Origin of the sequence: Mesorhizobium sp. B263B2A (genome assembly GCF_020165775.1) — a bacterium.
Lineage (GTDB): Bacteria > Pseudomonadota > Alphaproteobacteria > Rhizobiales > Rhizobiaceae > Mesorhizobium > Mesorhizobium opportunistum.
In genome coordinates, this window is record NZ_JAIUIU010000018.1 from 17,070 (window position 1) to 38,790 (window position 21,721).

Sequence of the window (21,721 nt, forward strand, 5' to 3'; positions counted from 1 at the left end):
TCATGCGCCGGCTGATCGTGTCCAGCTTCGTCTCGCTGGACGGTGTCATCGAAGGGCCGATGGGGTGGGCGTCGCCCTTCTTCGATGAGCAGAACCAGGCGCATGCCTTGCAGGCGTTGTCCGGCGTCGAGTTCTTCCTGCTCGGCCGCGTCACCTACGAGATGTTCTCGGCGCGCTGGCCTGACCTCAAGGGTCCGTATATGGACCGCATCAACGGCATGAAGAAGCTGGTCGCCTCGAAGACGCTCAAGACGGTGGGATGGAATGCCACGCTGCTTGAGGGCGACGTCGCGCAGGCGCTCGCCGCGCTCAAGCGGCAACCGGGCGGCGACATCCTGAAATATGGGGTGTCGCAGCTCGACAAAACGCTGGTCTCCGCCGGGCTGGTCGATGAGTATCATCTGTCGATCGTGCCGACCCGCGTCGGGCACGGCAAGCGCGCCTTCGACGATGTCGGTTCCATCGACCTCGATCTCGTCGGCACGCACAGTTTCGACAATGGCGTGGTGACGCTAACCTATGTGCCGCGATGAACCAGCAGATCCGCAGATCTCGTGATACCGCGCAGGGGATGAGGCCAAGGCTCGATCCCGAAGGCCTGTTCGACCTGCGCTATGCCGCGTTCCTCGAGACCGTCTCGCATCTGCGCGTCCAACTGCATCGCTACTGCGCCCGCATGACCGGCTCGGCGCTCGATGGCGAGGACATCATGCAGGAGGCTCTGTTCGAGGCCTACCGCAAGATCGAGTTGCTCGACGACACGCTGGCGTTGCGGCCCTGGCTGTTCCGCATCGCCCATAACAGGTGCATCGATTTCATCAGGGGCCGCCGCACGCGAATGCTGGCCGAGGCCGGCTACGCCGGCGACGATATCGTGCTGCCGGTCGAGCCTGCCGGGCGGGGTGCCGGCCGCGCTATCGAGCGGCTGGTGATGCACCTGCCGCCGAAGGAGCGCGCCTGCGTGCTGCTCAAGGATGTCTTCGACCATTCGCTGGAGGAGATCGCCGAGCTCGTCGGCTCGACGACAGGCGGCGTCAAGTCGGCGCTCAACCGCGGCCGCGCCAAGCTCGCTGCCTTGCCGGCGCAACCGGTCGCGGCGCCCGCATATGATCCCGAACTGGCGCGGCTGCTCGGCCGCTACGTCGAACTCTTCAATGTCAGGGACTGGGACGGGGTACGCGCGCTGACCAGCGCCGATGCGCGCCTGCGCGTCTCGGATTGCTACAACGGCCTGCTCTCCGACTCGCCCTATTTCGTCGAGTATGAGCGCGCGGAACTTCCCTGGCGCATGCGGCAGGGTGCGATCGGCGCCGAGATCGTGCTGGTCGTCGACAGGCTGTATGGCGATGTCTGGCGGCCTGCCCATCTGGTGCGGATCCATGCCGCCGGCGGAGTGATCGACCGCATCGCCGATTACTATGCGTGTCCCTGGATCCTGGAGATGGTGTCGGCTGATGCGGACCCGCGCCCTCACTTCGCATCATGAAAGATGATGCCGACGGTGTGGCGCATGCCTGAGCGCAGGCGGCTGACGCCGTGGCGCAGGTTGACGCGGTAATTGCCTTTCGTTCCCTGCACCGGCCGGTTGTGGACGGCGAAAACCACGGCGTCGCCCTGGCGCAGCGGCACCACCTCGACCCGGCTCTGCATGCGCGGCCGCTGCTCGGTCAACGCGAATTCACCGCCGGTGAAATCCTTGCCCGGTTCGGAAAGCAGGATCGCAACCTGCAGCGGGAAGGCGAGGTCGCCGTAGAGGTCCTGGTGCAGGCAGTTGAAGTCGCCAGGCACATATTGCAGCAACAGCGGCGTCGGCCGCGTCTGGCCGGCGTCATGGCACTGGTCGAGAAACTCGGCATGCGTCGCGGGATAGCGCATCGCCTGTCCCATGCGCTCGTTCCAACGGTTGGCGACCTCGGCCAGTCGGGGATAGAGCCCGCTGCGCATTCCGCCGATGAGATCGGGCAACGGATAGCGGAAATAGCGGTATTCGCCCTTGCCGAAACCGTGCCTGGCCATGTGGATGTGGCTGCGGAAATGCTGCTCCTGAGGATAGAGGCCGGCGATCTGCCGGCACTCCTCACGCGAGAGCAGCTTTTCGAGCACCGCGCAGCCGAAGCCGTCGAGTTCGGCGGTCAATGCCGGCCAGTCGTAGGATCCGACGCGTGTCTCTGCGGCTTCCACCGCGGATGCGGCTACCTTGGCGTGGGCGTTCATATCCGGGCCTCCTTGTCGAGCAAGGCGCGCTTGCGCTCGATGCCCCAGCGGTAGCCCGACAACGTGCCGTCGGCACGGACAACGCGGTGGCAGGGAATGCCGAGCGCGATGGCGTTGGCCGCACAGGCCGTCGCCACGGCGCGGGCGCCGTTGGACTGGCCAAGGCGTTGGGCAAGCGCGGTGTAGGTGATGGTGGCGCCGCGGGGGATGGTGCGCAGCACGTCCCATACACGCTGCTGGAAAGGCGTGCCGTGGCTGACGTCGAGCGGCAGGTCGAGGCCGGCGGAGGGCGTTTCGACGAAGCGCGCGATCGCGGCAAGGTCGTCGCTCAGTCCGGGCTCGTCTTCAATCAGAATCTTGCCAGGGAAGCGGCTGGCGAGATCCTGCTCCAGTGTTTCGGCATTGGAGCCGATCAGGATGGCGCAGACGCCGATCCGGCTGCGCGCCGCCAGGATGTTGCCGATCGCGGATTGGCCGATGGCGTAGGTTATTGTTTCGAGGGCGGTGTACGCGGTGGATGCGATCATTTGAGTTTGCATAAGGTTCATTGCCTTCACTCCTTCTGTGCCTGAACCCTAGTTCCCTGCGTTCGGCCCCTCACTCCGATGCTTGCTTTCAAATCCAAATCCCCTGAAGAGGCGGGGAAAGCGCCCTACGGCGCCCCCCTCTGTCCTGCCGGACATCTCCCCCACAGGTGGGGAGATTAGCGGCTTCGTCGCCCCACTCGTTCCTGCAACATCGGAGATTGGCGAAGGCCGTGATGACAGCCAATCTCCCCACCTGTGGGGGAGATGTCCGGCAGGACAGAGGGGGGCGCCGTAGAGTGCTGACTTGGACCACACTGCCCAAACATGCTCACCCAACACGGGTGACGGCGACCTCGCCCAGCACGAACACTTCGCCTGACACCAGCCGCAGCTCGATCTCGCCGCTCTCGCCGCGACTCCACTCAGCTTTACCTTCATCGACCAGTTCGCCAATGGCGGCCAACACCTGTGACTTCGCGTCCTCCTGCTGCGCAACGCTGCCTGATGACGGGACGTTCGCGCCGGAGGTGGAAGACCTTGCCATCGCGCGCATGCTGGTGCCCGTCAGCTCCGTGCAGATCGGTAAGCGCTGTCGGATGCATTCGATCCACCCGCCTCGCGGTCGAGCAGCGCGCGCTTGCGCTCGGCGCCCCAGGCATAGCCGGACAGCGCGCCGTCCTTGCGGATCACGCGGTGGCAGGGGATGGCCACCGCATGCGCGTTGGCCGCGCAGGCGGCGGCGACGGCGCGCGTGGCGTTCGGCGTACCGATGCGCCGCGCCATCTCGGCATAGGACACCGTCTTGCCGACAGGGATCTCCTGCAATGCCTGCCAGACGCGCTGCTGGAACGCCGTGCCGCGCACGTCGAGCGGCAGGTCGAGACCGAGCGCCGGCGCCTCGACGAAACCGACGACGCGGGCGACCAGCGCCTCGTAATCGCGGTCGCCGCCGATCAGCCGCGCCTTGGGAAAACGGTCTTGCAGGTCGCGCACCAGCGCGTCGGGATCGTCGCCGAGCAGGATCGAGGCGACGCCCTTCTGGCTCGACGCGACCAGAATGCTGCCGAGCGAGGCCTCGCCGACGGCGAAGCGGATGTCCTCGTTGGCGCCGCCGGCACGGTAGCGGGTCGGCGTCATGCCGAGCATGCCGGTCGATTTTTCGTAGAAACGCCCGCTCGAATTGAAGCCGGCGTCATAGATCGCGGCCGTCACGCTGGCGCCGTCTTCGAGGCCCTGGCGGACCCGGGCGGCCCGGCGTGCGGTGGCGTAGTCCTTCGGTGTCAACCCGGTGATGGCCTTGAAGACACGATGGAAATAGCCGGCGCTGCGGCCGGCTACACCAGCCAGTTCGGCGAGCGAGGGTTCCTCCTCGCTATGCTCTATCCTGCGGCAGGCATCGGCGACCATCGCGGCGTTGCCGGCTTCAAGCGAGGGACCATCCGGATTGCAGCGCCGGCAGGGACGAAAGCCGGTCGCCCTGGCCTGATCCAGCGTATCGTGCAACTGCACGTTCCTAGGGTTGGCGCGCCGCGACGGACAGGAGGGGCGGCAGTAGACGCCGGTCGTCGCCACCGAATACCAGAATTCGCCGTCCGCCGATTTGTCGCGCGCGACGATGCGCGCCCAGCGCGGATCGTCGGCGACCGGCAGCGGGACGGATTTCAGATCTTTGGCCAGGGTGATGAACATGGCCGCATTGAAGCCGCCAAACGCCGGCCTCGCCACCCGTTTCCTGACAACTGTCAGGAGGGGCGGGCCTGATCGATGTTCGAGAACTGGGCTCTACAATTTTCCATCGGGCAAGATTATGACAAGGTTGATCTGGAGAAGGTGTGATGGAAAACATTCGACCCATTAGGACCGAAGCTGACTACGATTGGGCGATCGCCGAAATCGGCAGATATTTCGAGAATGAGCCGGAAGTCGGCTCTCCTGACGGCGACCGCTTCGACGCTCTTGCGTGCCTGATCGAGGCTTATGAAGACAAGTACTACCCGATTGAATCACCCGATCCCATTGACGGGTCGCATCCAATCGGATTCAAAAGTTCCATGTAAGTCATTGTTCTCGTTGCATGTAGCCCAGGGTTGATAAGCGTTTGGCGGTAGGCTCTCCTACGCCGCACGCTTGGGCTCCACCGCGAACGGGCTGAGGCCGAGCCAGGTCTGCATCTTCCTGCCGATGGCCTGGTCGCCGGTCAGGGCGACCTTGGTGCCGGCCTTCTCGACGGTGAGCAGCCCCATCCAGATCGCCGTCATCGTATGCAGGTCGGTCGAGACGTAGAGGTCGACCTCGAAACCCGGATCATACCAGCACAGGTCGACCTCGCCGTGCTTCTCGACGATCAGCCACCACGAACGTTTGGAGACCGGAAGTTCCTGGTACAGGAATTGTATCACGGTGCGCCCGTCGGGCAGCGGCGAGGGGTTCAGATTGCGCCGCATGTCCCACATCAACAGCGACGGATCGAGGTTCTTGAGCGACAGCCGGGACTCGACCCACTTCTGCCCCCAGAACCCCATCGCCTCGACGACGGGGCGCAGATCCCGGCCTGCCTCGGTCAGTTGATAGTCGAAAATCCCCTTCTCGCCCTGGACCGCCTTGCGCTCGACGATGCCGGCCAGTTCGAGCTCCTTAAGCCGTTGCGACAAAAGGGTCGGCGACATTTTGGGGACGCCGCGGCGCAGGTCGTTGAAGCGGGTCGAACCTGCCACCAGTTCGCGCATCAGCACCATCGTCCAGCGGGTGCACAGCACCTCGGCGGCCATCGATAGCGGGCAGAACTGCTTGTATCCGTGCTGGGCCATGATCGGTGCCTCTCCCTCGAACCTGAGCCGAACATTAGCCCTTCATGATTGAAGCGGCGAGTACAGAAACTGTACCGGGCCGGTACAGATCGCGGACTGGTTGGCAGAGGCCTTGCCATGCGAGCCCTTTGGCCGGTTGCACGGGATATCCCTGTGCGCCGCAACCAAGGATACGACCATGACTGCTTACCTTATCGCGGACATCAAGATGAAGGACCCGAAATGGGTGCCGGACTATGCCGCCTCGGTGCACGACCTCGTCCACAAGCATGGCGGCAAATATCTGTCGCGCAGCGGCAATGTGAAGACGCTCGAGGGCAAGCCGCTCGACACCACGCTGATCGCTCTGATGGCATTCCCGTCGGAAGCCGCGGCGCGCGCCTTCACCAACGATCCGGCCTACGCGCCTTTCGTCTCGGCGCGTCAGGGCGGCAGCGACAGCCGTTTCCAGCTCATCGACGACACCGATCTCGCTGGAACGATACCGTATCTGCCGAAGGGATGATCCTTCCACGATACATCGAATTCGGGATCGCCAAGCAACAACAGCCACGGTGCTTGCCTGCCGGGCCTCCGTATTTCCGGCGGCCGGCGAGCTGTGCTTTTTCAAGAAGAATGGAATGGATATGAAGTCAAATCTTCGCAACAGGCTCGTCATGGCGGGGGCCATGCTTGCCGTCGGCGCCACCCTCGCACAGGCGCATCAGGAGGCGTCCGACGCCGCGTCCGGTCCCAATCCGCTGGCCGACAAGGTGCGGGCCGCGAACAGCCGCTTTCTCGACGTCAAGGCAGCGACGGCCGAGGGCTATGCGCCCATTCCCTGTGCCAGCGGCATCACCGGCGGCGCCATGGGCATCCACTACGTCAACGGCCAGTATCTGAAGGACGACAAGATCGACATCGCCCGTCCCGAAGCGGTGATGTACGAGCCGATGGCCGACGGCACGCTGAAGCTGGTGGCGGTCGAATATATCACCTCGAAGGGGCCGGCATCACTGGACGGCCAATTGTTCAACTTCAACGGCGCTCCCAACCGCTACGGCCTGGGTGAGTTCTACGAGTTGCATGTCTGGGCCTGGAAGGGCAATCCGACCGGCACTTTCGCCGACATGAATCCGAAAGTGTCGTGCGAGCATGCGATGGCGCCAAGTCAATAAGCAACGGAGCCAGTAAGCAACGGGGTCAGTAAGCAAAGGAGCCAGTAATCGATGAGGCCAGGCGGCATCGACGCCGCCTGGCCTCATACGATGGTTCCCGTGTGCTGCCTCAAGCGGCTTTCATCAGGCCGAGTTGGGTGAGGGCGGTAACGCCGTCGTCGAGACCGATCTCCTCGACGATCCTGCCGTCGATCACCTTGAGCACCGTGGTGCCGGTGAAGCGCATCGTGCGGCCGGTGGCGGCGGGCAGTGAACCGACCAGAAAATCGCCGAAGGCCGGGCCGGTATGCGTGCCGCCACCTTCCCACTGGCCGACGACATAGTCGCCCTCGGCAATGAGGTCGGCGGTGGCCCAGAAGTTGAGATCCGGGAATGCGGTTCGGAAATCGGTCATGAAAGCCTTGATATCGTCGCGGCCGCGACGCGGCTCATGCAGCGAATATTTCAGCAGCATGTCGGGCGCCGCGATCTCGTCGACCACCGACAGGTCGCAGGTCTCACCCCAGAAATCGGTGAACCATCTGACGACGACAGCCTTGTTGTCTTCTTGCTTGGTCATTGGGAGGATCCTCTTGTGTTGGGGGGCATCGACGTCGCCGATGACCTGGGGCAAACACTAGGCGGATATTGGGAGCGCAAAACTCCGGTTCTTGCCGGCCAATCGAAAGACGGGCGGCTTCTTGTCTGTTCGAGGCGGCGCCTCGAAGCCGATATCCGAGCCGCTGCACGTTCAACGGTATTCGGCTGAAGGCAATACTTATGAACTTGGTGGGAACCCGTTGAAGTATCGAAGAAAGGGCGTCCCCCGCCTATACAGAAGGCGGGGACGCGAGGCTTTGCCCGGTACCGATTTGGATTATCCCGTGCTGCCTTGCGAAGATCAGAATATCTGTGGACGAAGAATAATGCGTCCCCATCTTCCGGTTTTTTTTGGCACCCTTCTTCGCAGGGGTGATTCTCATGCGGAATTCATGGGCGGCTGCTTTCGCGGCTTTTGGGGCCATCTGTTTCATGACCTTTTTCGGGCCGCCCGCGACGTTTGCGGCGGAGCCGCCGACCACCGCCCCATCTGCCGTCGCCGATCGCAAGGATCAATTTTTCGCGGCCGTCAAGGCTGCCCAGGAAGCGCTGGCCAAGGCGGTGCAGGGTAACAATCTGGCCGACGCCGAAATCGCGGCCCGACAGGTAAGGGATGCCCTGGCCGCCTATGATGGCGAACCGACAAAGGACGAGATCGTCACCAGGAGCAAAGACCTCGTCGACCAGCTCAGCAAATACAGAGGCCAAGCCGACCAGGACATGGTGGACGCGCTCAGCGATCTCGCGCACCAGATCGCCGTCCACCGGGCGGCACCCTCGGAGGCGGAGCTCGTGACCAGAACCGACGATCTCTCGGCATGGCTGGCCGCCTACAAGGGCACGGCAGGCGGTGTCGTCGACACTGCGGTTAACAAGTTGGTGACGAGCATCGCGATCTATCGCGGCATTGGCGATCCGGGTTTCATCACCAAGGCATCCACCGAGCTGTCAACCTGGATCGGCAAGACCACCTGGCTCGCCGGCGATGATGCGTCAGCGATGCTGGAACTGTCGGAAACGATCATCCAGAAGGCGCGTCTCTTCGATCCGGATGACGCCGCCATGTCCTTCAAGAGCATGGCGGCCGCCATGACCGCAACAGACGACACCAAACCCACGCCTTTCCGGCCGCCACTGGAAAGGAGCGCGTATACCCTGCAAATGAAAGAGGCCTGGACACCTCTCGATAGCCAGGTAAGGGCTGTCGATCCGGTCGCATGGTTCACCAGCCAGGCAACGGCGATCAAGAATTTGATCGGCGACGCTGACGCTGCCAGCCTGCCAATGCGCACCTTGCTCCAGAACAACGCCGCGGCCATGAAGGCCGCGGGTGAGGCTAAGGATTCCATCGTCCTGTTGCAGGGCGGCTACCGGCCCCAGATCCACATAATCGATGCGCTCTACGGCGATCTCCCGACAGGCCGCCACAGCAAGCGCGTCTGTAATGCGACGCGCGGCATGATGGCCCGATGCGAACGCAATGGCAGTTGCACGCTGGATCCGAGCTACAAAACAGGACTCTGCGGTTACGACCCGATACCGGCGGCGGACGAACGAACGCGAGCCGTCGCGGTACAGTATTCGTGCTTCACCGGCGGCGACGACATTTGGGACCAGCTTGCCAGCCACCCGCTCGAAGACCCGACCAATTTCTCGGATATCAGCAATCTCGACAATCCGGCGACCAGCGTCACCATCCTGCGTGGCACGGTCATGGAGTTGCGCTGCCCCTTCGATACGAAGACCGCGACAATGGTCAAGTGATGGCAAACCGGTACCTGTCCCTCGTATCCACGCTGGCGGCCATGTGGGCAGCGGCCGTGCTTACGTCCTGCTCGGTGGCCGGATCGGTGCCGGTGGTGCAATACGCACAGCTTCCCGGCACTCAGCCGCCAGCGCTCGACGTCATACGCTGCACGAGCGGGCTGGGTTCCTATTCGCTGCCCAAAAGCCTGTTGCGCGTCACCGTCATGAAGCCGGCGACCACCGATGCGCCCTACCACACGATAAAGATCGAGGGCGACAAAAGGGTCGCCGACAACAGGCAGACCTATTGTCTCGACCATCTCTCGAGCGCGTTCGCCGACGATACAGTGCGCGTCTTCAAGGAGAAACTGTCCGGCACACCTATCAGCCCGGCCACCGAAGCGACGCCGTTCCTGCAACTCGTTGCCTCCAATGCCGTCGATCGGACAACCGACATCGTGCGCAAGATCATCCGCACGGCATTCATCCTGCTTTCGGGCAATCCTGGCTTTGCCGGCGCGCGCGCCGGTATCGAAAGCGCCGGCGCGACCACCGTCGTGCGGGATTTGCGCTTTGACCCGTTCGACCAGGGCGAGATGGCCGAGATCAATCAGTCTATCGTGCCGCTCGGCTTCTGCGTCGTCCTCGGCGACTATTCCTACGATGTCGACGCCATGACCATCGATGCCTACTGTGCGGCGCCTGAAAGCACGGTGAAACGCCATCCTTCGCGCAAGGCCGAGATCGCGGCGCACCAGCGCTATCTCATTCCCAAACCGACAAACGGGATTTTCTATCGCCCGCGCGCCGATTATCCGGTGTCCGTCTACGTCAAAGCCGATCCCGGCAGCTCCGACCACTGGCGGCTTGGGCAAAAACAGTATTTCGGCTTCGAGAACATCTCGCCGGTCATCTCGGTCGGCGTCGACAGGACACTGTTTGCCACGCGCCGCACGGGCCTCGTCTTCGACGACGGCGTGCTCACCGATGTCTGCCTTGCCAAGGGCAGCGAGGTAGCCGGCTTTGTCAACATTCCGCTCGACGTCGTCTACGGCATCATCGCGCTGCCGACGCAAACCATTCAGGCATCGGTCAACAGCAGCGCCACGCGCAAGCAACTGCTCGACGCCCAGAATCAGCTTGTCCAGGCACAAAAGGTCTATATCGACTATCTCCAGGACTCCGGAAACAGCCAGGCGCCCAAAGTGCCAGACGCAACCGATGCGCAGGCCTTGCAGCTTGGCACCGGAAGCAAGCCGCTTGGTGTTCCAGGCCAGGTTGCAGCAGACCTTCCCGGCCGTGGGCTCTCGGGCGACAGCTCGTCAATCGCCGACGACACGGTCTTGAAGGACGTATGCCCGGAACTGGTGGCGGCAAACAGTGGCCCCCTTCTTGCCAGAAGTACGGGGAAATTCTGATGCCCCGGAAGCTGCTTTCCTTGCTGTTGCCGCTTTGCCTCGTGCTTCTTGTCTCGGCGTGCGCGCGCTCGATGATGTCCACGGCCTCCGTAGCCGACGCGGCCGATGGCACATGTCATGCCAATGCCGGCACATACCATCTGCCGAAGCGTCTGATCCACGTCACGGTCAGTGGCGAGCCCACCAGCTACAGCCTTTCCATGGTCCGGAAGGGACTTGTCAGCGACGACGAAACCTTCTGCCTCGACTTTCTTCTCTCGGTCTTCTCCGACGATCGCGTCGGCATCAAGCGAAGCGGTACCGGGCTTCTGCAGCGAATCTTCACCCACGCCGACGACAAATCGAAAAGCATCGCCAACGCCGTCATTCAGGCGACAGGTGATCTTGTGGCCAGTTCGAAAGCCGGCGGTCTGGATCGTCTTGCACAGAAGCAGGTGAGTGCCGACAACACCCCCGTCTACTCGACGATCGATTATGATCCTTTTGACGAACAGGCAGCAACAGACACCAGGGATGCGCTGAAGCCGTTCGGCTACTGCGTCTACCTCGATGATCGCAACGACCCTTATGTGCCGGAATGGTCGCCCCGCCTTTGCGGCCAGCAGAGCGAATACCACGATACCGACCCGAGCTATTACAGCAAGGAAAAGGTGGCCGCGCACAAGCTGATGCAGCACGGTGTGCTGTACCGGCCCGAACTTTCGCATCGCCTGGTGATCCTGCGCAAGAACGATCCGGATAGCCCCAGCGAAGCCTGGCATCTCGCGGGGACGGAATATCTCGAGATGCCCAACCGCGCGCCCATCTTCGCGCTGGGGGTGAACCGCGCCTTCTTCGTCACCGCTGAAACCGATGTCCTGTTCGACAACGGTCTCTTGAAGAATGTGACCGTGATCAAGCCGAGTGAGCTGAACGCCTTCGTCGATATCCCGCTCTATGCGGCGCAGGTTGCGCTTTCCATTCCGGCCGCGACGCTCAACATCTTCCAGAACGAAGCGGCCAACCGCAAGGAACTGTGGCAGACCAATGCGGAGCTGGTCAGCACGCTGCGCAAGATGCGGCAGGACACGATGGCCGACCAGGCCTTGGCCCAAGGAACGATAACGCCGGGACAGCGCATTGCGGTCGCCGGCGGCGTTGCCGCGGGCGACGGCATTATCGCGGCCGGGGCGCAGCCGCTCGCCGCCAGGTCGGGCGAGTCGCCGGCCTTGCAGCGGCTCAGCAGCTGCCTCGACGACGAAACCATAAACGCCACGCCCGAGGGGCGCGCGCAATGCTTCGATGCCATGAAATCGGGAGAATGAAGTGACCGGGAGCTCGGCGGTCAGCGGTCTTGTGACCGTTCTGCTTGCGGTGCTGCTGCCGGTTTGCCAGGTCTCGGAGGCCCGGGCCGCGGATCAGGCCGTCGATACCTATCAGGCCGGGTCCTACCAGGCGCTGCAGGCCAAGTCCGGCACCGACACTCCGGACGACCATGGCGGCGAATTCGGCACCAAAATGGTCAATTCGGTGCCGGTGCCGGAGGGCGTTTACCAGGACGTCGTTCGCATCACCTTCCGGCCTTCGGCGCTCAGCAACGCCCAGGCCGTCTGCACGGGCACGATGGTGCATGGCCAGCACGCCGTGTTGACCGCGGGCCATTGTTCCTGCGGCGTTGCGGACAGTTATCGATTTGTCACCAAGGAAACATTCGACGATCATCTGGATACCAAGCAATTGGCGAGCTTTACGCTTCGTGCCATCCGCGAAGCGGTTCGTTTCCCGGGCTTCGACTGCACGGAGGGCGCCGACAATGCAGGGCGGGACCTTGCGCTGTTCTTTGTGCGAAACCTCAACGAGGAAAAAAACGAGCCACCGCCGTCGAAGGCGGGACCGTTGACGCGTGTCGCCAGCATGCACTCGGTCTATGCCGCCGGTGCCAGGCAGCTCACCGCTTCCGGCTACGGCATTACCCAGAACGGAACCTTCCCGGATACGCTGGAGCGCGGGCGCATCGACGTCGGCTCGTATTTCTGCAGCCAGGGCGATTTTGGCGGAACCCCTTGCGCCGGCTTCCGTGAATTCGTGCTCGGCACGCTGGGCGCCGGCAGCGTGGCGTCACCAGTCGATACCTGCAACGGAGACAGCGGCGGCCCAGTATACTGGTATCCGCCGGCACAGACAGATGCGTTGACCGGCAAGGTTTTCTTTCCGCCACCGGCACTGGTTGGCGTCACGTCTCGCGCCTTGGTTTTTGCAGACCACCTGCCCGGTATGCTGTGTGGCGGGGGAGGGGTATACACCGCCGTCGGCCATTCCGACGTGTTGAACTGGATGTTGTCGTCAGGGGTCCTGGTGCGCACCATCGACTTGAGCATCGATCTCACAGGGACCGGTGGACACTAATCACGACAGACCTTTGACCGATCCGCCACAGAACAGACCGGCGTTCCGTCGGAGTTTCCAACAAGGGAGACAGTCATGCCAAATCCGCGAACAGGAAAAGCCGCCCGGCAGCCGAAAACCGCGCGCGTTCAGCGTCCGCGGAAACGCAGGATGCGGTTCGTGGTGCCGCCGAAGCCGGTGCAGGTCAAGCCGCCGCCGCCAGGCGTCATGGGCCTGGTCGAGGTCGACAGCCTGGTGCGCTTCGAAAGGGCGCATGGCATCGCCACCGGGGTGGGCGTCACCGCGGCGGTCCTCGACACCGGCTGTTTCACCGAACATCTCGACTTCAGTCCGAGCGATGAGCGTATTGCCGCGAGGGCGAACTGCATGACGGACCAGACCAGCGAGGACGTCAGCGATGTCTCGGGCCACGGCACCCATGTCACCGGGGCGCTGGCGGCAAACGGACCCCATGTCGGCGTGGCGCCGGCCTGTCGCATCGTGCCGGTGAAAATACTTCTGGGCACCGACGACGACAAAAGCGCGCAGATACGCGCCGCGATCGCCCGCGGCTTGAACTGGGTGCTGGACAATGCCGAGGCGCAAGACATCACGGTCGTGTGCCTGTCGGTCGGCGACGCCGGCAACTACGCGGATGACCAGGACTTCGGCGGCGACGCGGTCACCGAAGCCGTCCTGGCGCTGGCGGAGCGCAACATTCCGGTCGTCGCGGCCGCCGGCAATTTCTACGGCAAGTTTTCGAAAACCGAGCCGGTCGAAGGAATGTGTTTTCCCGCCATCCTGCGGCAAACGGTCAGCGTCGGCGCCGTCTACGACCAGCCATGTGACAATGCGGCGGGCCGGCCGTGCAAGCTCGGTCCGGAATATGGCAGCCCGTCCACGCAGAGTTCCGAACCTGACCAGTTGACGATCTATACGCAGCGCATGGCCAAAGCGGATGAGGGTCAATGTGGTACCGACATCTTCGCGCCCGGCTCATGGGTGCTTTCCACCGGCACCGACGGCGATAACGGTTCGTCGATCGTCAAGCAGGGCACCAGTCAAGCCGCGCCGATCGTTGCCGGTGTCATCGCGCTGCTGCAGTCACTGCACTTCAAGCACACCGGTGAAAAGCGGCCGCCCATCGCGACATTGAAGAAGATCATGAGCGATACGGCAATCGTCGTCTCCGACGATTCACTGGTGACCAACGTCAAGGTCACCAACAAGACCTTCCTGCGGGTGGATGCCTTTGCCGCGGTACAGGAACTCGCCCGGCGACTGGGCCAGCACTGACCGGCAGTCAGGAACGGGATCCCGCGGCCATCGTGATTGCGCTCTGTTCTCGTGGCCAGGTAACGCTTTCTTCTCTGGTTCTGTCGCAGATTGCCCGCGGGTGGGGCAGGCGAAACAGACGATGGCGCGTCAGGACAAAAAAAGTCGCGATAGAACGTTCTGGGCGAAAGCGCTGGAACGCGCCCATCTTGGCGTCTGGGACTGGGATATTCGGACCGGCGACTGCTTCTACTCGGCGACCTGGGCGCATATGCTGGGCTATGACGAGGATGAGCTTGCCGCCACCAGCGACCTGTGGCTGCAACTCACCCATCCCGACGACCGCGAGCATGCGCTGGCCAGCGGCGACCGCCATATTGCCGGGTTGACCGATGCCATCGAGACCGAACTCAGGCTCAAGCACAAGCTGGGCCATTGGGTGTGGGTGCTGGATCGCGGCGGCATCGTCGAGCGCGACACGTCCGGAAAGCCCACCAGGCTGATGGGCGTGCAAACCGACATTTCCAAGCAGAAGGCCGCCGAGGCCGAGCTTGAACAGGTCAATGTGCGCTTTCGCCTGGCGCTCGCGGCCAGCGGCACCGGCATCTGGCACTACGACATCGCCACGAACAAGAGCTATTGGGATGCTCGCACCAGGGACATATTCGGCTTGGTCGCCGACACCGACGAGGTGACAGCCGACCTCTGGCACAGCTATCTGCACCCCGACGACAAGGAAGCCACCGAGCGGGCGCATCTGCCGCCACCCGGCTCTGACGGCGTCACCGCCTCGCAATACCGCATCATCAGGCGCGACGGCGGGATCCGCCATGTCGAGTCGCTGGTGCGCTTCGTCGCCGCGGCGGGCGCTGCCGGCCAGATCCTCGGCACGGTGCGCGACATCACCGAGGAAAAGCTGCGCCAGCAGGAGCTTGCCTACGCGGCCCGCCACGACGCGCTGACCGGCCTGTGCAACCGCGCCGCCTTCGACAGGCTGCTCGCCGACCACATCGCCGCGGGTGTGCCGCTGGCGGTGTTCTATGTCGATCTCGACTACTTCAAGGCGCTCAACGACTTTGCCGGCCACGCTGCCGGCGACCTGGCGCTGAAGAGCGTTTCCGCCGGCATCCGTGGCTGCCTGCCGCAGGCGGCGCACGCGGCGCGGCTGGGTGGTGACGAATTCGCGCTGCTGGTGCCGCATTGCAATGCCTCACAGGCCGAGCGGATCGCCACTGCCGTGCTCGGCGCGGTGCGCGAGGCCGATCTCGGCACGGCCGCGGCGTCACGCAAACTGGCGGCCTCGATCGGCATCGCCTTCATCGACGACGCCAGCACCACGGTGGCCGATGCGCTGGCTTGCGCCGACGACGCATGCTACGCGGCCAAGGCTGCCGGGCGCAATCGTTTCGCGGTGTTCTCCACGATGGTCGAATCGGGGTCGGCCGGGCTCAATGCCGCGCGCGTCGCCGCCGATACGGTCGACGCCATGGAAGACGGACGGCTGAAACTGTTCGGCCAGGAAATCCACCTGCTCGGCAAGCCCTGGCAGGAAAGCCGTCATGTCGAAGTGCTGGCGAGGCTCGCCGGGCGCAACGGCCGGCTGGTGCCGCCGGGCGAGTTCATTCCGGTGGCCGAGCGGTTCGGCATCGCTTCAAGGCTCGACCGCTGGATCATCCGCACTACGCTGTCGCGGCACGGCGCCGCCTTGCGCTCGGGCTCGCTGACGCTCGGCTTCAACCTGTCGGCACAGACGCTGAGCGATCCGCAACTGTGGGCGTTCGTCGACAGTGTCATCGACGAGACCGGAGTGCCGCATTCGGGCATCGGTTTCGAGATCACCGAGACCGCAGCCGTCACCAATTTCGACGCCGCCGAACAGTTCGTGCGCAAGGCGCGCGAGCGGCGCTGCCGGGTCAGCCTCGACGATTTCGGCGCCGGCATGAGTTCGTTCGAATATCTCAGGCGTTTCCCCGTCGACACGATCAAGATCGACGGTTCCTTCATTGAACACATCACGGAAAGCCGCTTCGACCGCGAGATCGTACTGGCCATCACCAGCATTGCCCGCAGCCTCGGCTGCGACGTGGTGGGCGAGAAGATCGAGCGCCAGGACACGCTGGCCATGCTCGGCGATATGGGTGTCGCCTTCGGCCAGGGCTTCCTGCTGCACCGGCCGGAACCGCTGGAGCAGATCGTCGCACGTGCGAGCGAGGTGCCGGCCCGCAAGGCATCGTGAACCGGGTGTCGAGTTTCAGGTGAGGATGACCTTACCTGAAACTCGACACCAGGTTTTGACGCAATCCCAAGGGAAGGCGCTACGCGCTTTTCCCCGGAAAACCGTTTCACACTTTTCCTGGAATTGCTCTCTAACGGTTTTGCCGCGCCGTCGATCGTGGAAATTCCACTACCCCAATTTCGGGTCGCCTGTGTTGTGCTTCCGCCACCGTTTCGATCAACAGATCGAGGGCGTCACACGCCGCACGGCTCGTCTCGTCATTGCCACGCAGATAGTGATAGGCACGTTCGAGGTGGACGCGGGCGGCTGAAAAATCGCTGGTCAATGGTCCCTCCATGATCCCGCCCTAATTTATCTTGGCCGGCCTGGCGGAACGCGAGGTAAATATCCACAGGCGCTTTTTATTCAAATGCCGCCAGATGGGCCAGAGAAGGCGCGACCCTTGAGACTGCCAATCTCCACCGGGGAGATTGGCAACTTCGCGGCCGAGCGACTAAAGTGGTATCTCCCTTGTCCGAGGCGAGATCATGATCGTACAGGCGTGCATCAATGGCGCGCGGCCGCGCGATTTCCACCCGGGATTGCCGCTGACGGCGCAGGCGATGGCAAGCGACGCGGCGGCCTGCGTCGCAGCGGGTGCGGCCGAACTGCATATCCATCCGCGCGGCGCGGACGGGCGCGAGAGCCTGGCCGCCGTCGATGAAACGGTGTTTGCGGTACGCAAGGCCTGTCCGGGCACATTCGTCGGCGTGTCGACCGGCGCCTGGATCGAGAACGATGTCGAGCGGACGCGCGCGGCGATCGCCGGCTGGCGCGAGTTGCCCGACTATGCCTCGGTCAACCTGTCGGAGGCCGACGCGCCCGCCGTGATGGATCTGTTGCGCCGGCGCGGCGTCGGTATCGAGGCCGGGCTTGCCACGACGGAAGATGCCGAGCGCCTCGTGACGTTTGCCGATCGCGACCGGGTGCTCCGCATCCTGATCGAGATCGACATCCAGGACCTGAATGCAGCGCTTGACGAGGCGCACGGCATCGCCGCCGTGCTCGAACGCGCCGGACTGCGGCGACCGATCCTGCTGCATGGCGTCGACGCCACGGTGTGGCCGTTCGTGGAGCTTGCGCATCGGAAGCGCTGGTCGACGCGGGTCGGGCTGGAGGATGGCAGGACGCTCGCCGATGGCAGGACGGCAAAAGACAATGCCGAGATTGTCGCGGCGGCCGTCGCTATCTTCCGGCCAGCGCCCTTGGGTGGATAAAGTCAGTCTCCCAGGATAATCCGGATCGCCTGGTCGACCACCGGATGCAAGCCGCTGGCCTGGAAGGACAGGCGGTTGCCGGAACCGACATTGCTGGTCATGGCTATGGTCAGGTTCGACTGTGGATCGTGCAGCATGACGGCGACGTAGCCCGGAATGCTGCCCTGATGGCCGTAGAAGGCGCGGTCGGCGTAGGCGCTTTGGAACATGCCGGCACCGGTCTCGCGCATGCGGGTGCCTGGAAAACTCGCCGGCACACGGTGTTCGAACATCTCGGCGAAGAAGGGCGGCGACAGCAGCTTGCCGGAGAACAGGCCGCGCATGAAACCCACCATGTCGGACGGCGTCGATACCATGTCGCCGCAGCCATAGGCGGCACCGAACGGGAAGGAATCGGAAGAATCCTGCAGGTCGTCGGCGTAGGGCAGCACGCCGTCCATGCGCCACATCTCGCCGCCCGAGGCGATGTCGGTGGGCGCATTCGGCGCCGGCGGCGGCCGGTGGTAATAGCCGCGCACCATCGCCTTTTCCGGAAAGGCTTCGGTCGCCGGCGACCAGGTGTTTTCCAGGCCAAGCGGCTCGAGGATCGCGCTTCTGACGTAGCCGCCCAGCGACTGGCCGGTGACGGCCTCGATCACCAAGCCGGCCAGCACATAGCCAGTGTTGTTGTAGACGGCGGGACCGCCCGGCGCCTTCTGCTTGTCGGAGGCGAAGGCGATATCGACCAGCTGCCGGGGCGTCCACTGCCGGCTCGGGTCCATCGGAATGTAATATTCGAATTCCGGCAGGCCGCTGCGGTGGTTGATCAGCTGGCGCACCGAAATGTCTTTGGCACCCGGCAGGTCGGGAAACCAGAGGGAGATCGGCGCACCGAGATCGAGCTTGCCTGTCTCGGCGAGCTTGACCAGGGCCGCGGCAACGAAGGTCTTGGTGCAACTGCCGATCTTGAACGGCTGGTCCGGAGTGACAGGAGTGACGTGCCGCCGGTCGGAGAGGCCAGCGGTGAGGGCGGTTGGTGTGACGCCTGTCGAATAGGCGAGCGAGGCGCCTACCGCGCCATCGGCGAGGTAGGTGTCGAGGAGGGCGGTCAGGTCTTTTGGCATGGATGTCTCGCTTTCTTTTCCCTTCTCCCCTTGCGGGAGAAGGTGGATCGGCGCGCTAGCGCCGAGACGGATGAGGGGTGTTCCAGCGGAGTGAGACGTTGGCGTTCCCTGGAGCCCCCCTCATCCGTCGCCTTCGGCGACACCTTCTCCCGCAAGGGGAGAAGGGAAGGCGCCAGCCCTCACTCCGCCATATCGACGGCGGCGAAATTCTGCCGGCCGAAGGGGTCGAGCACGTAGTTGAGAACGCTCTTGCGGATCGGGATCGCCACCATCGAATGGGCGATCGGCGCCACCGGCACTTCGGCCTTCAGGATGGCCTGCGCCTTGCCGTAGATGGCGGCGCGCTCTTTCTGGTCGGCGGCGACCCGGCCTTCGTCCAGCAGCTTCTCGAAATCCTTGTCGCACCAGCGCGAGCGGTTGGAGCCGCCCTTCACGCCATCGCAAGACAAGAGGTAGCTCAGCATGTTGTCGGGATCGCCATTGTCGCTGCTGCCGCCGAGCAGGAAGGCATCCTGTTCGCCCGCGGCGGTGCGCTTGAGATATTCGCCCCATTCGAAGCTGACGATTTCTGTGTGGACGCCGACCTTGGCCCAGTCGGCTTGGATCATCTCGGCCATACGCTTGGCGTTGGGGTTGTAGGGGCGCGACACCGGCATAGCCCACAGGCTGATCTTGAGGCCGCTTTCGTGGCCGGCTTCTTTCAGCAGTTTCTTGGCGCCGTCGGGATCGTAGTCGATGCCGGCATCGGTGACGGCGCCGAGCTGCGCCGGCGGCACGACGCTGCCGGCGACCGTGCCCGCACCCGCATAGACCGCCTCGACGATCGCCTTGCGGTCGATCGCCTTGGCCAGTGCGGTGCGCACGCGCACATCGCCCAGCGGCTGGTGTTCGACATTGAAGCCAAGGATGCCGATGTTCTGGCCCTTGAGGTCGAGCACCGTGATGTCGGGATCGGAGCGCAATTCGGCGACGGCACTGGGCGGCGGCGGGGCGGCGACCTGGCACTCATTGGCCTTGATACGCTCGACGCGGGTGGTCGGCTCGGGCGTGATGGCGAAGACCAGCGTGTCGATCTTCGGCGCGCCGCGCCAGTAATCCTTGTTGGCGGCGTAGCGGACCTGGCTGTCGGGCACATAGGCTTGAAGCACGAACGGCCCAGTGCCGACCGGCTGGCTGTCGATCAGCTCCGGGGTGCCGGCGGCCACCATCTTCTCGGTCTGCTCCAGCGACAGGATCGAGAGATAGTCGAGCGCGAGCCCGGCGAGGAAGGTGACGTTGGCAGCGGTGAGCGTGAAGCGCACGGTGTAATCGTCGACCTTTTCTATCTTGTCGATCAGCGTGCCCATGCCGAGCGCATTGAAATACTCGTAAGCGCCGCCGCCGAGCTTGTGATAGGGATTGTTGGCGTCGCGCTGGCGGTCGAAGGTGTAGAGCACGTCGTCGGCGTCGAAGTCGCGCGTCGGCGCAAAATGCTCGTTCGACTGGAATTTCACGCCGTGCCTGAGGTGGAAGGTATAGGTCTTGCCATCCGGAGAGACCTCCCAGCTTTCGGCCAGCGCCGGTCCGACCTCGGTCGTGCCCGGCTTGAACTCGACCAGCCGGTTGAAGATCGTCTTGGCGGCGGCGTCCATGGTCGAATCGGCAATGCCGATCGCCGGGTTGAAGGTCTCGGGATTGGCTTCCGAACAATAGACCAGGGTTTTGGCATTGGCCTGGCCGACAAGCATCGATGCGGCCATGACGGACGAGGCCAGAAGGGATCTGGTTAGGACTGCGCGCAGAACGGTGGATTTCATCGCAAACGCTCCTGATGACACTTTACGGGGTGGGTATGAAACTCATGGCGTCGCCGCCTGGGTGAGGAAACGATCTGGCGCCAGCGCCGCAGCGGTGACGCCGAGTGCGGCGACATCTTCGGGCACGGGCTGGCCGCGCATCAGCGCCGAGCTCAGCCTGGCCAAAGTCAGCGACACCTGGAAGCCGTAACCGCCCTGGCCGCCGAGCCAGAAGAAGCCGGGCAGGCGCGGATCTAAGCCGGCGACCGGCGTGCGGTCCGGCGCGAAGGTGCGCAGGCCCGCCCACGGCGTCGACGGACGGCCGATGCGCATCGACGTCGCCTGCTCGATGCGGTCGACGGCGATGGCGACGTCGATGTCTTCCGGATACGCGTCGCACGGCTCGGAATCGGTTTCGTCGGCGAGCGAGCCGATCAGCCTGCCGGCATCGGGCTTGAAGTAGAATTGTTCGTGCAGGTCGACGACCAGGGGCCAGCCGGCAATATCGGCGCCGGCGGGCGGATCGAACAGGAAGGCAGTGCGCCGTTTCGGCTGGAAGCCGAGGCCGGGGAGCCCCGCCATGCCGGCGACAACATCGGCCCAGGCGCCGGCGGCGTTGACGACGATGTCGGCCGTATAGGCGCCGGCGCTGGTTTCCACCCGCAGGCCGTCGCCGAGGGCCGAGATGGCGCGAACCTCCTCGCCGGTGCGGATGGTGCCGCCACTGGCCTTCAGCGCCGAGGCGCAGGCTGCCAGCATCTTGCCGGTGTCGACATCCACCGCGTCCGGCTCATAGACGCCGCCGCAGGTGGCGCCAACGGCAATGACCGGAACCAGCGCGTGGAGTTCGGCGGCCGACAGGCGGCGCACGCTGGGCACCAGCGCCTGCAATTCACCGGCCAGCCTGTCGATCGCCGCGTCGTCGCCTTTCCAGCCGACATGCAGCGCGCCGCGCCGATGCGCGACGTAGCCGCCCTCGACGATGGCCTGGCGGCTCGCCAGCGTCAGCGCTCGCACTAGCCGGTTGCCATAGGTCTCGGTGAACAAAGCGGCGGAGCGGCCGCTGGCATGGTAGCCGAGATGCGGCTCGCGCTCGATGACAGTGACCTCGGCCCAATCCCGCACGGCGGCGGCCAGTGACAGGCCGGCAATGCCACCACCGATGACAACGATTTTCTGGGAGGAGTTCGACTGCATCCGCCATTCGTAAAAATAATTTCGTATCCAGTCAATATTTAGCGTATAAGAAAATTGTTGATGTTGT

23 protein-coding genes are annotated in these 21,721 nt (G+C 64.0%); 12 read left to right on the forward strand and 11 right to left on the reverse strand.

Features of this window, described 5'->3' with window-relative positions:
• Positions 1–2: 2 nt before the first annotated feature.
• Together LB568_RS24225 and LB568_RS24230 are read left to right on the forward strand one after the other, a co-directional pair.
• Positions 3–533, forward strand: coding sequence for a dihydrofolate reductase family protein (locus LB568_RS24225; RefSeq protein WP_224731444.1), 531 nt, complete (start codon positions 3–5; stop codon positions 531–533).
• A complete protein-coding gene (locus LB568_RS24230) occupies positions 530–1,486 on the forward strand; it encodes a sigma-70 family RNA polymerase sigma factor (protein ID WP_224731445.1) in 957 nt (318 codons plus the stop codon). The genes LB568_RS24225 and LB568_RS24230 overlap by 4 nt, the downstream gene beginning before the upstream one ends.
• Here LB568_RS24230 and LB568_RS24235 read toward each other — a convergent pair.
• From LB568_RS24235 to ada, 4 genes are all read right to left on the reverse strand, one after another.
• Complete coding sequence (locus tag LB568_RS24235) at positions 1,471–2,214, reverse strand: 2OG-Fe(II) oxygenase (protein ID WP_224731446.1); 744 nt, start codon at positions 2,212–2,214, stop codon at positions 1,471–1,473. The two genes, LB568_RS24230 and LB568_RS24235, sit on opposite strands and share 16 nt — an antisense overlap.
• On the reverse strand, positions 2,211–2,741 hold the full coding sequence (locus tag LB568_RS24240) for a methylated-DNA--[protein]-cysteine S-methyltransferase (protein WP_224731447.1): 531 nt from the start codon (positions 2,739–2,741) through the stop codon (positions 2,211–2,213). The genes LB568_RS24235 and LB568_RS24240 overlap by 4 nt, the downstream gene beginning before the upstream one ends.
• A 328-nt stretch (positions 2,742–3,069) precedes the next feature.
• A complete protein-coding gene (locus LB568_RS24245; protein WP_224731448.1) occupies positions 3,070–3,294 on the reverse strand; it encodes a hypothetical protein in 225 nt (74 codons plus the stop codon).
• Positions 3,295–3,305: 11 nt separating this feature from the next.
• Complete coding sequence (gene ada / locus LB568_RS24250) at positions 3,306–4,430, reverse strand: bifunctional DNA-binding transcriptional regulator/O6-methylguanine-DNA methyltransferase Ada (protein ID WP_224731449.1); 1,125 nt, start codon at positions 4,428–4,430, stop codon at positions 3,306–3,308.
• Between the two features lie 146 nt (positions 4,431–4,576).
• On the opposite strand from ada, the gene LB568_RS24255 reads away from it, so the two are divergent.
• A complete protein-coding gene (locus tag LB568_RS24255) occupies positions 4,577–4,798 on the forward strand; it encodes a helix-turn-helix domain-containing protein (protein WP_140576285.1) in 222 nt (73 codons plus the stop codon).
• 57 nt (positions 4,799–4,855) lie between these two features.
• Here LB568_RS24255 and LB568_RS24260 read toward each other — a convergent pair whose 3' ends face one another.
• Positions 4,856–5,548, reverse strand: a complete 693-nt coding sequence (locus LB568_RS24260) for a winged helix-turn-helix transcriptional regulator (RefSeq protein ID WP_140576283.1) — start codon at positions 5,546–5,548, stop codon at positions 4,856–4,858.
• A gap of 178 nt (positions 5,549–5,726) precedes the next feature.
• On the opposite strand from LB568_RS24260, the gene LB568_RS24265 reads away from it, so the two are divergent.
• Positions 5,727–6,053 carry a DUF1330 domain-containing protein gene (locus LB568_RS24265; protein ID WP_013894455.1) on the forward strand — a complete coding sequence of 109 codons (327 nt, stop codon included), beginning with the start codon at positions 5,727–5,729 and terminating at the stop codon, positions 6,051–6,053.
• Between the two features lie 151 nt (positions 6,054–6,204).
• Complete coding sequence (locus tag LB568_RS24270) at positions 6,205–6,705, forward strand: hypothetical protein (protein ID WP_412033928.1); 501 nt, start codon at positions 6,205–6,207, stop codon at positions 6,703–6,705.
• Between the two features lie 109 nt (positions 6,706–6,814).
• Here the strand turns inward: LB568_RS24270 and LB568_RS24275 are convergent, their stop codons facing one another.
• Complete coding sequence (locus tag LB568_RS24275; RefSeq protein ID WP_224731451.1) at positions 6,815–7,264, reverse strand: ester cyclase; 450 nt, start codon at positions 7,262–7,264, stop codon at positions 6,815–6,817.
• A 410-nt stretch (positions 7,265–7,674) separates the two neighbouring features.
• A complete protein-coding gene (locus LB568_RS24280; RefSeq protein ID WP_224731452.1) occupies positions 7,675–8,049 on the reverse strand; it encodes a hypothetical protein in 375 nt (124 codons plus the stop codon).
• Between LB568_RS24280 and LB568_RS24285 the strand changes: the two genes are divergently transcribed.
• From LB568_RS24285 to LB568_RS24310, 6 genes are all read left to right on the forward strand, one after another.
• A complete protein-coding gene (locus LB568_RS24285; RefSeq protein WP_224731453.1) occupies positions 8,005–9,048 on the forward strand; it encodes a hypothetical protein in 1,044 nt (347 codons plus the stop codon). The two genes, LB568_RS24280 and LB568_RS24285, sit on opposite strands and share 45 nt — an antisense overlap.
• Positions 9,048–10,448, forward strand: coding sequence for a hypothetical protein (locus LB568_RS24290; RefSeq protein ID WP_224731454.1), 1,401 nt, complete (start codon positions 9,048–9,050; stop codon positions 10,446–10,448). The genes LB568_RS24285 and LB568_RS24290 overlap by 1 nt, the downstream gene beginning before the upstream one ends.
• A 20-nt stretch (positions 10,449–10,468) precedes the next feature.
• Entirely contained in the window at positions 10,469–11,752 is a 1,284-nt protein-coding gene (locus LB568_RS24295) for a hypothetical protein (protein WP_224731455.1), read from the forward strand.
• A gap of 31 nt (positions 11,753–11,783) precedes the next feature.
• Positions 11,784–12,833, forward strand: a complete 1,050-nt coding sequence (locus LB568_RS24300) for a trypsin-like serine protease (RefSeq protein WP_224731456.1) — start codon at positions 11,784–11,786, stop codon at positions 12,831–12,833.
• Between the two features lie 150 nt (positions 12,834–12,983).
• Complete coding sequence (locus LB568_RS24305) at positions 12,984–14,108, forward strand: S8 family serine peptidase (RefSeq protein ID WP_224731457.1); 1,125 nt, start codon at positions 12,984–12,986, stop codon at positions 14,106–14,108.
• Positions 14,109–14,229: 121 nt separating this feature from the next.
• Positions 14,230–16,323: an EAL domain-containing protein gene (locus LB568_RS24310; RefSeq protein ID WP_224731458.1), complete on the forward strand. Its 2,094-nt coding sequence runs from the start codon at positions 14,230–14,232 to the stop codon at positions 16,321–16,323.
• A 130-nt stretch (positions 16,324–16,453) separates the two neighbouring features.
• On the opposite strand, the gene LB568_RS24315 is transcribed toward LB568_RS24310, so the two are convergent.
• The gene (locus LB568_RS24315) at positions 16,454–16,648 is read right to left on the reverse strand and encodes a hypothetical protein (protein WP_181176884.1); all 195 of its coding nucleotides are present in this window, start codon (positions 16,646–16,648) and stop codon (positions 16,454–16,456) included.
• A 202-nt stretch (positions 16,649–16,850) separates the two neighbouring features.
• On the opposite strand from LB568_RS24315, the gene LB568_RS24320 reads away from it, so the two are divergent.
• A complete protein-coding gene (locus LB568_RS24320) occupies positions 16,851–17,579 on the forward strand; it encodes a 3-keto-5-aminohexanoate cleavage protein (protein ID WP_224731459.1) in 729 nt (242 codons plus the stop codon).
• 2 nt (positions 17,580–17,581) lie between these two features.
• Here LB568_RS24320 and LB568_RS24325 read toward each other — a convergent pair whose 3' ends face one another.
• The 3 genes from LB568_RS24325 to LB568_RS24335 all read right to left on the reverse strand — a co-directional run bounded on the left by LB568_RS24325 (position 17,582) and on the right by LB568_RS24335 (position 21,654).
• Positions 17,582–18,682 (reverse strand): serine hydrolase domain-containing protein, encoded by a 1,101-nt coding sequence (locus LB568_RS24325; RefSeq protein WP_224731460.1) that lies wholly within the window; start codon positions 18,680–18,682, stop codon positions 17,582–17,584.
• Positions 18,683–18,861: 179 nt separating this feature from the next.
• A complete protein-coding gene (locus LB568_RS24330) occupies positions 18,862–20,478 on the reverse strand; it encodes an ABC transporter substrate-binding protein (RefSeq protein ID WP_224731461.1) in 1,617 nt (538 codons plus the stop codon).
• 42 nt (positions 20,479–20,520) lie between these two features.
• Positions 20,521–21,654, reverse strand: coding sequence for an NAD(P)/FAD-dependent oxidoreductase (locus tag LB568_RS24335; protein WP_224731462.1), 1,134 nt, complete (start codon positions 21,652–21,654; stop codon positions 20,521–20,523).
• Between the last annotated feature and the right edge of the window lie 67 nt (positions 21,655–21,721).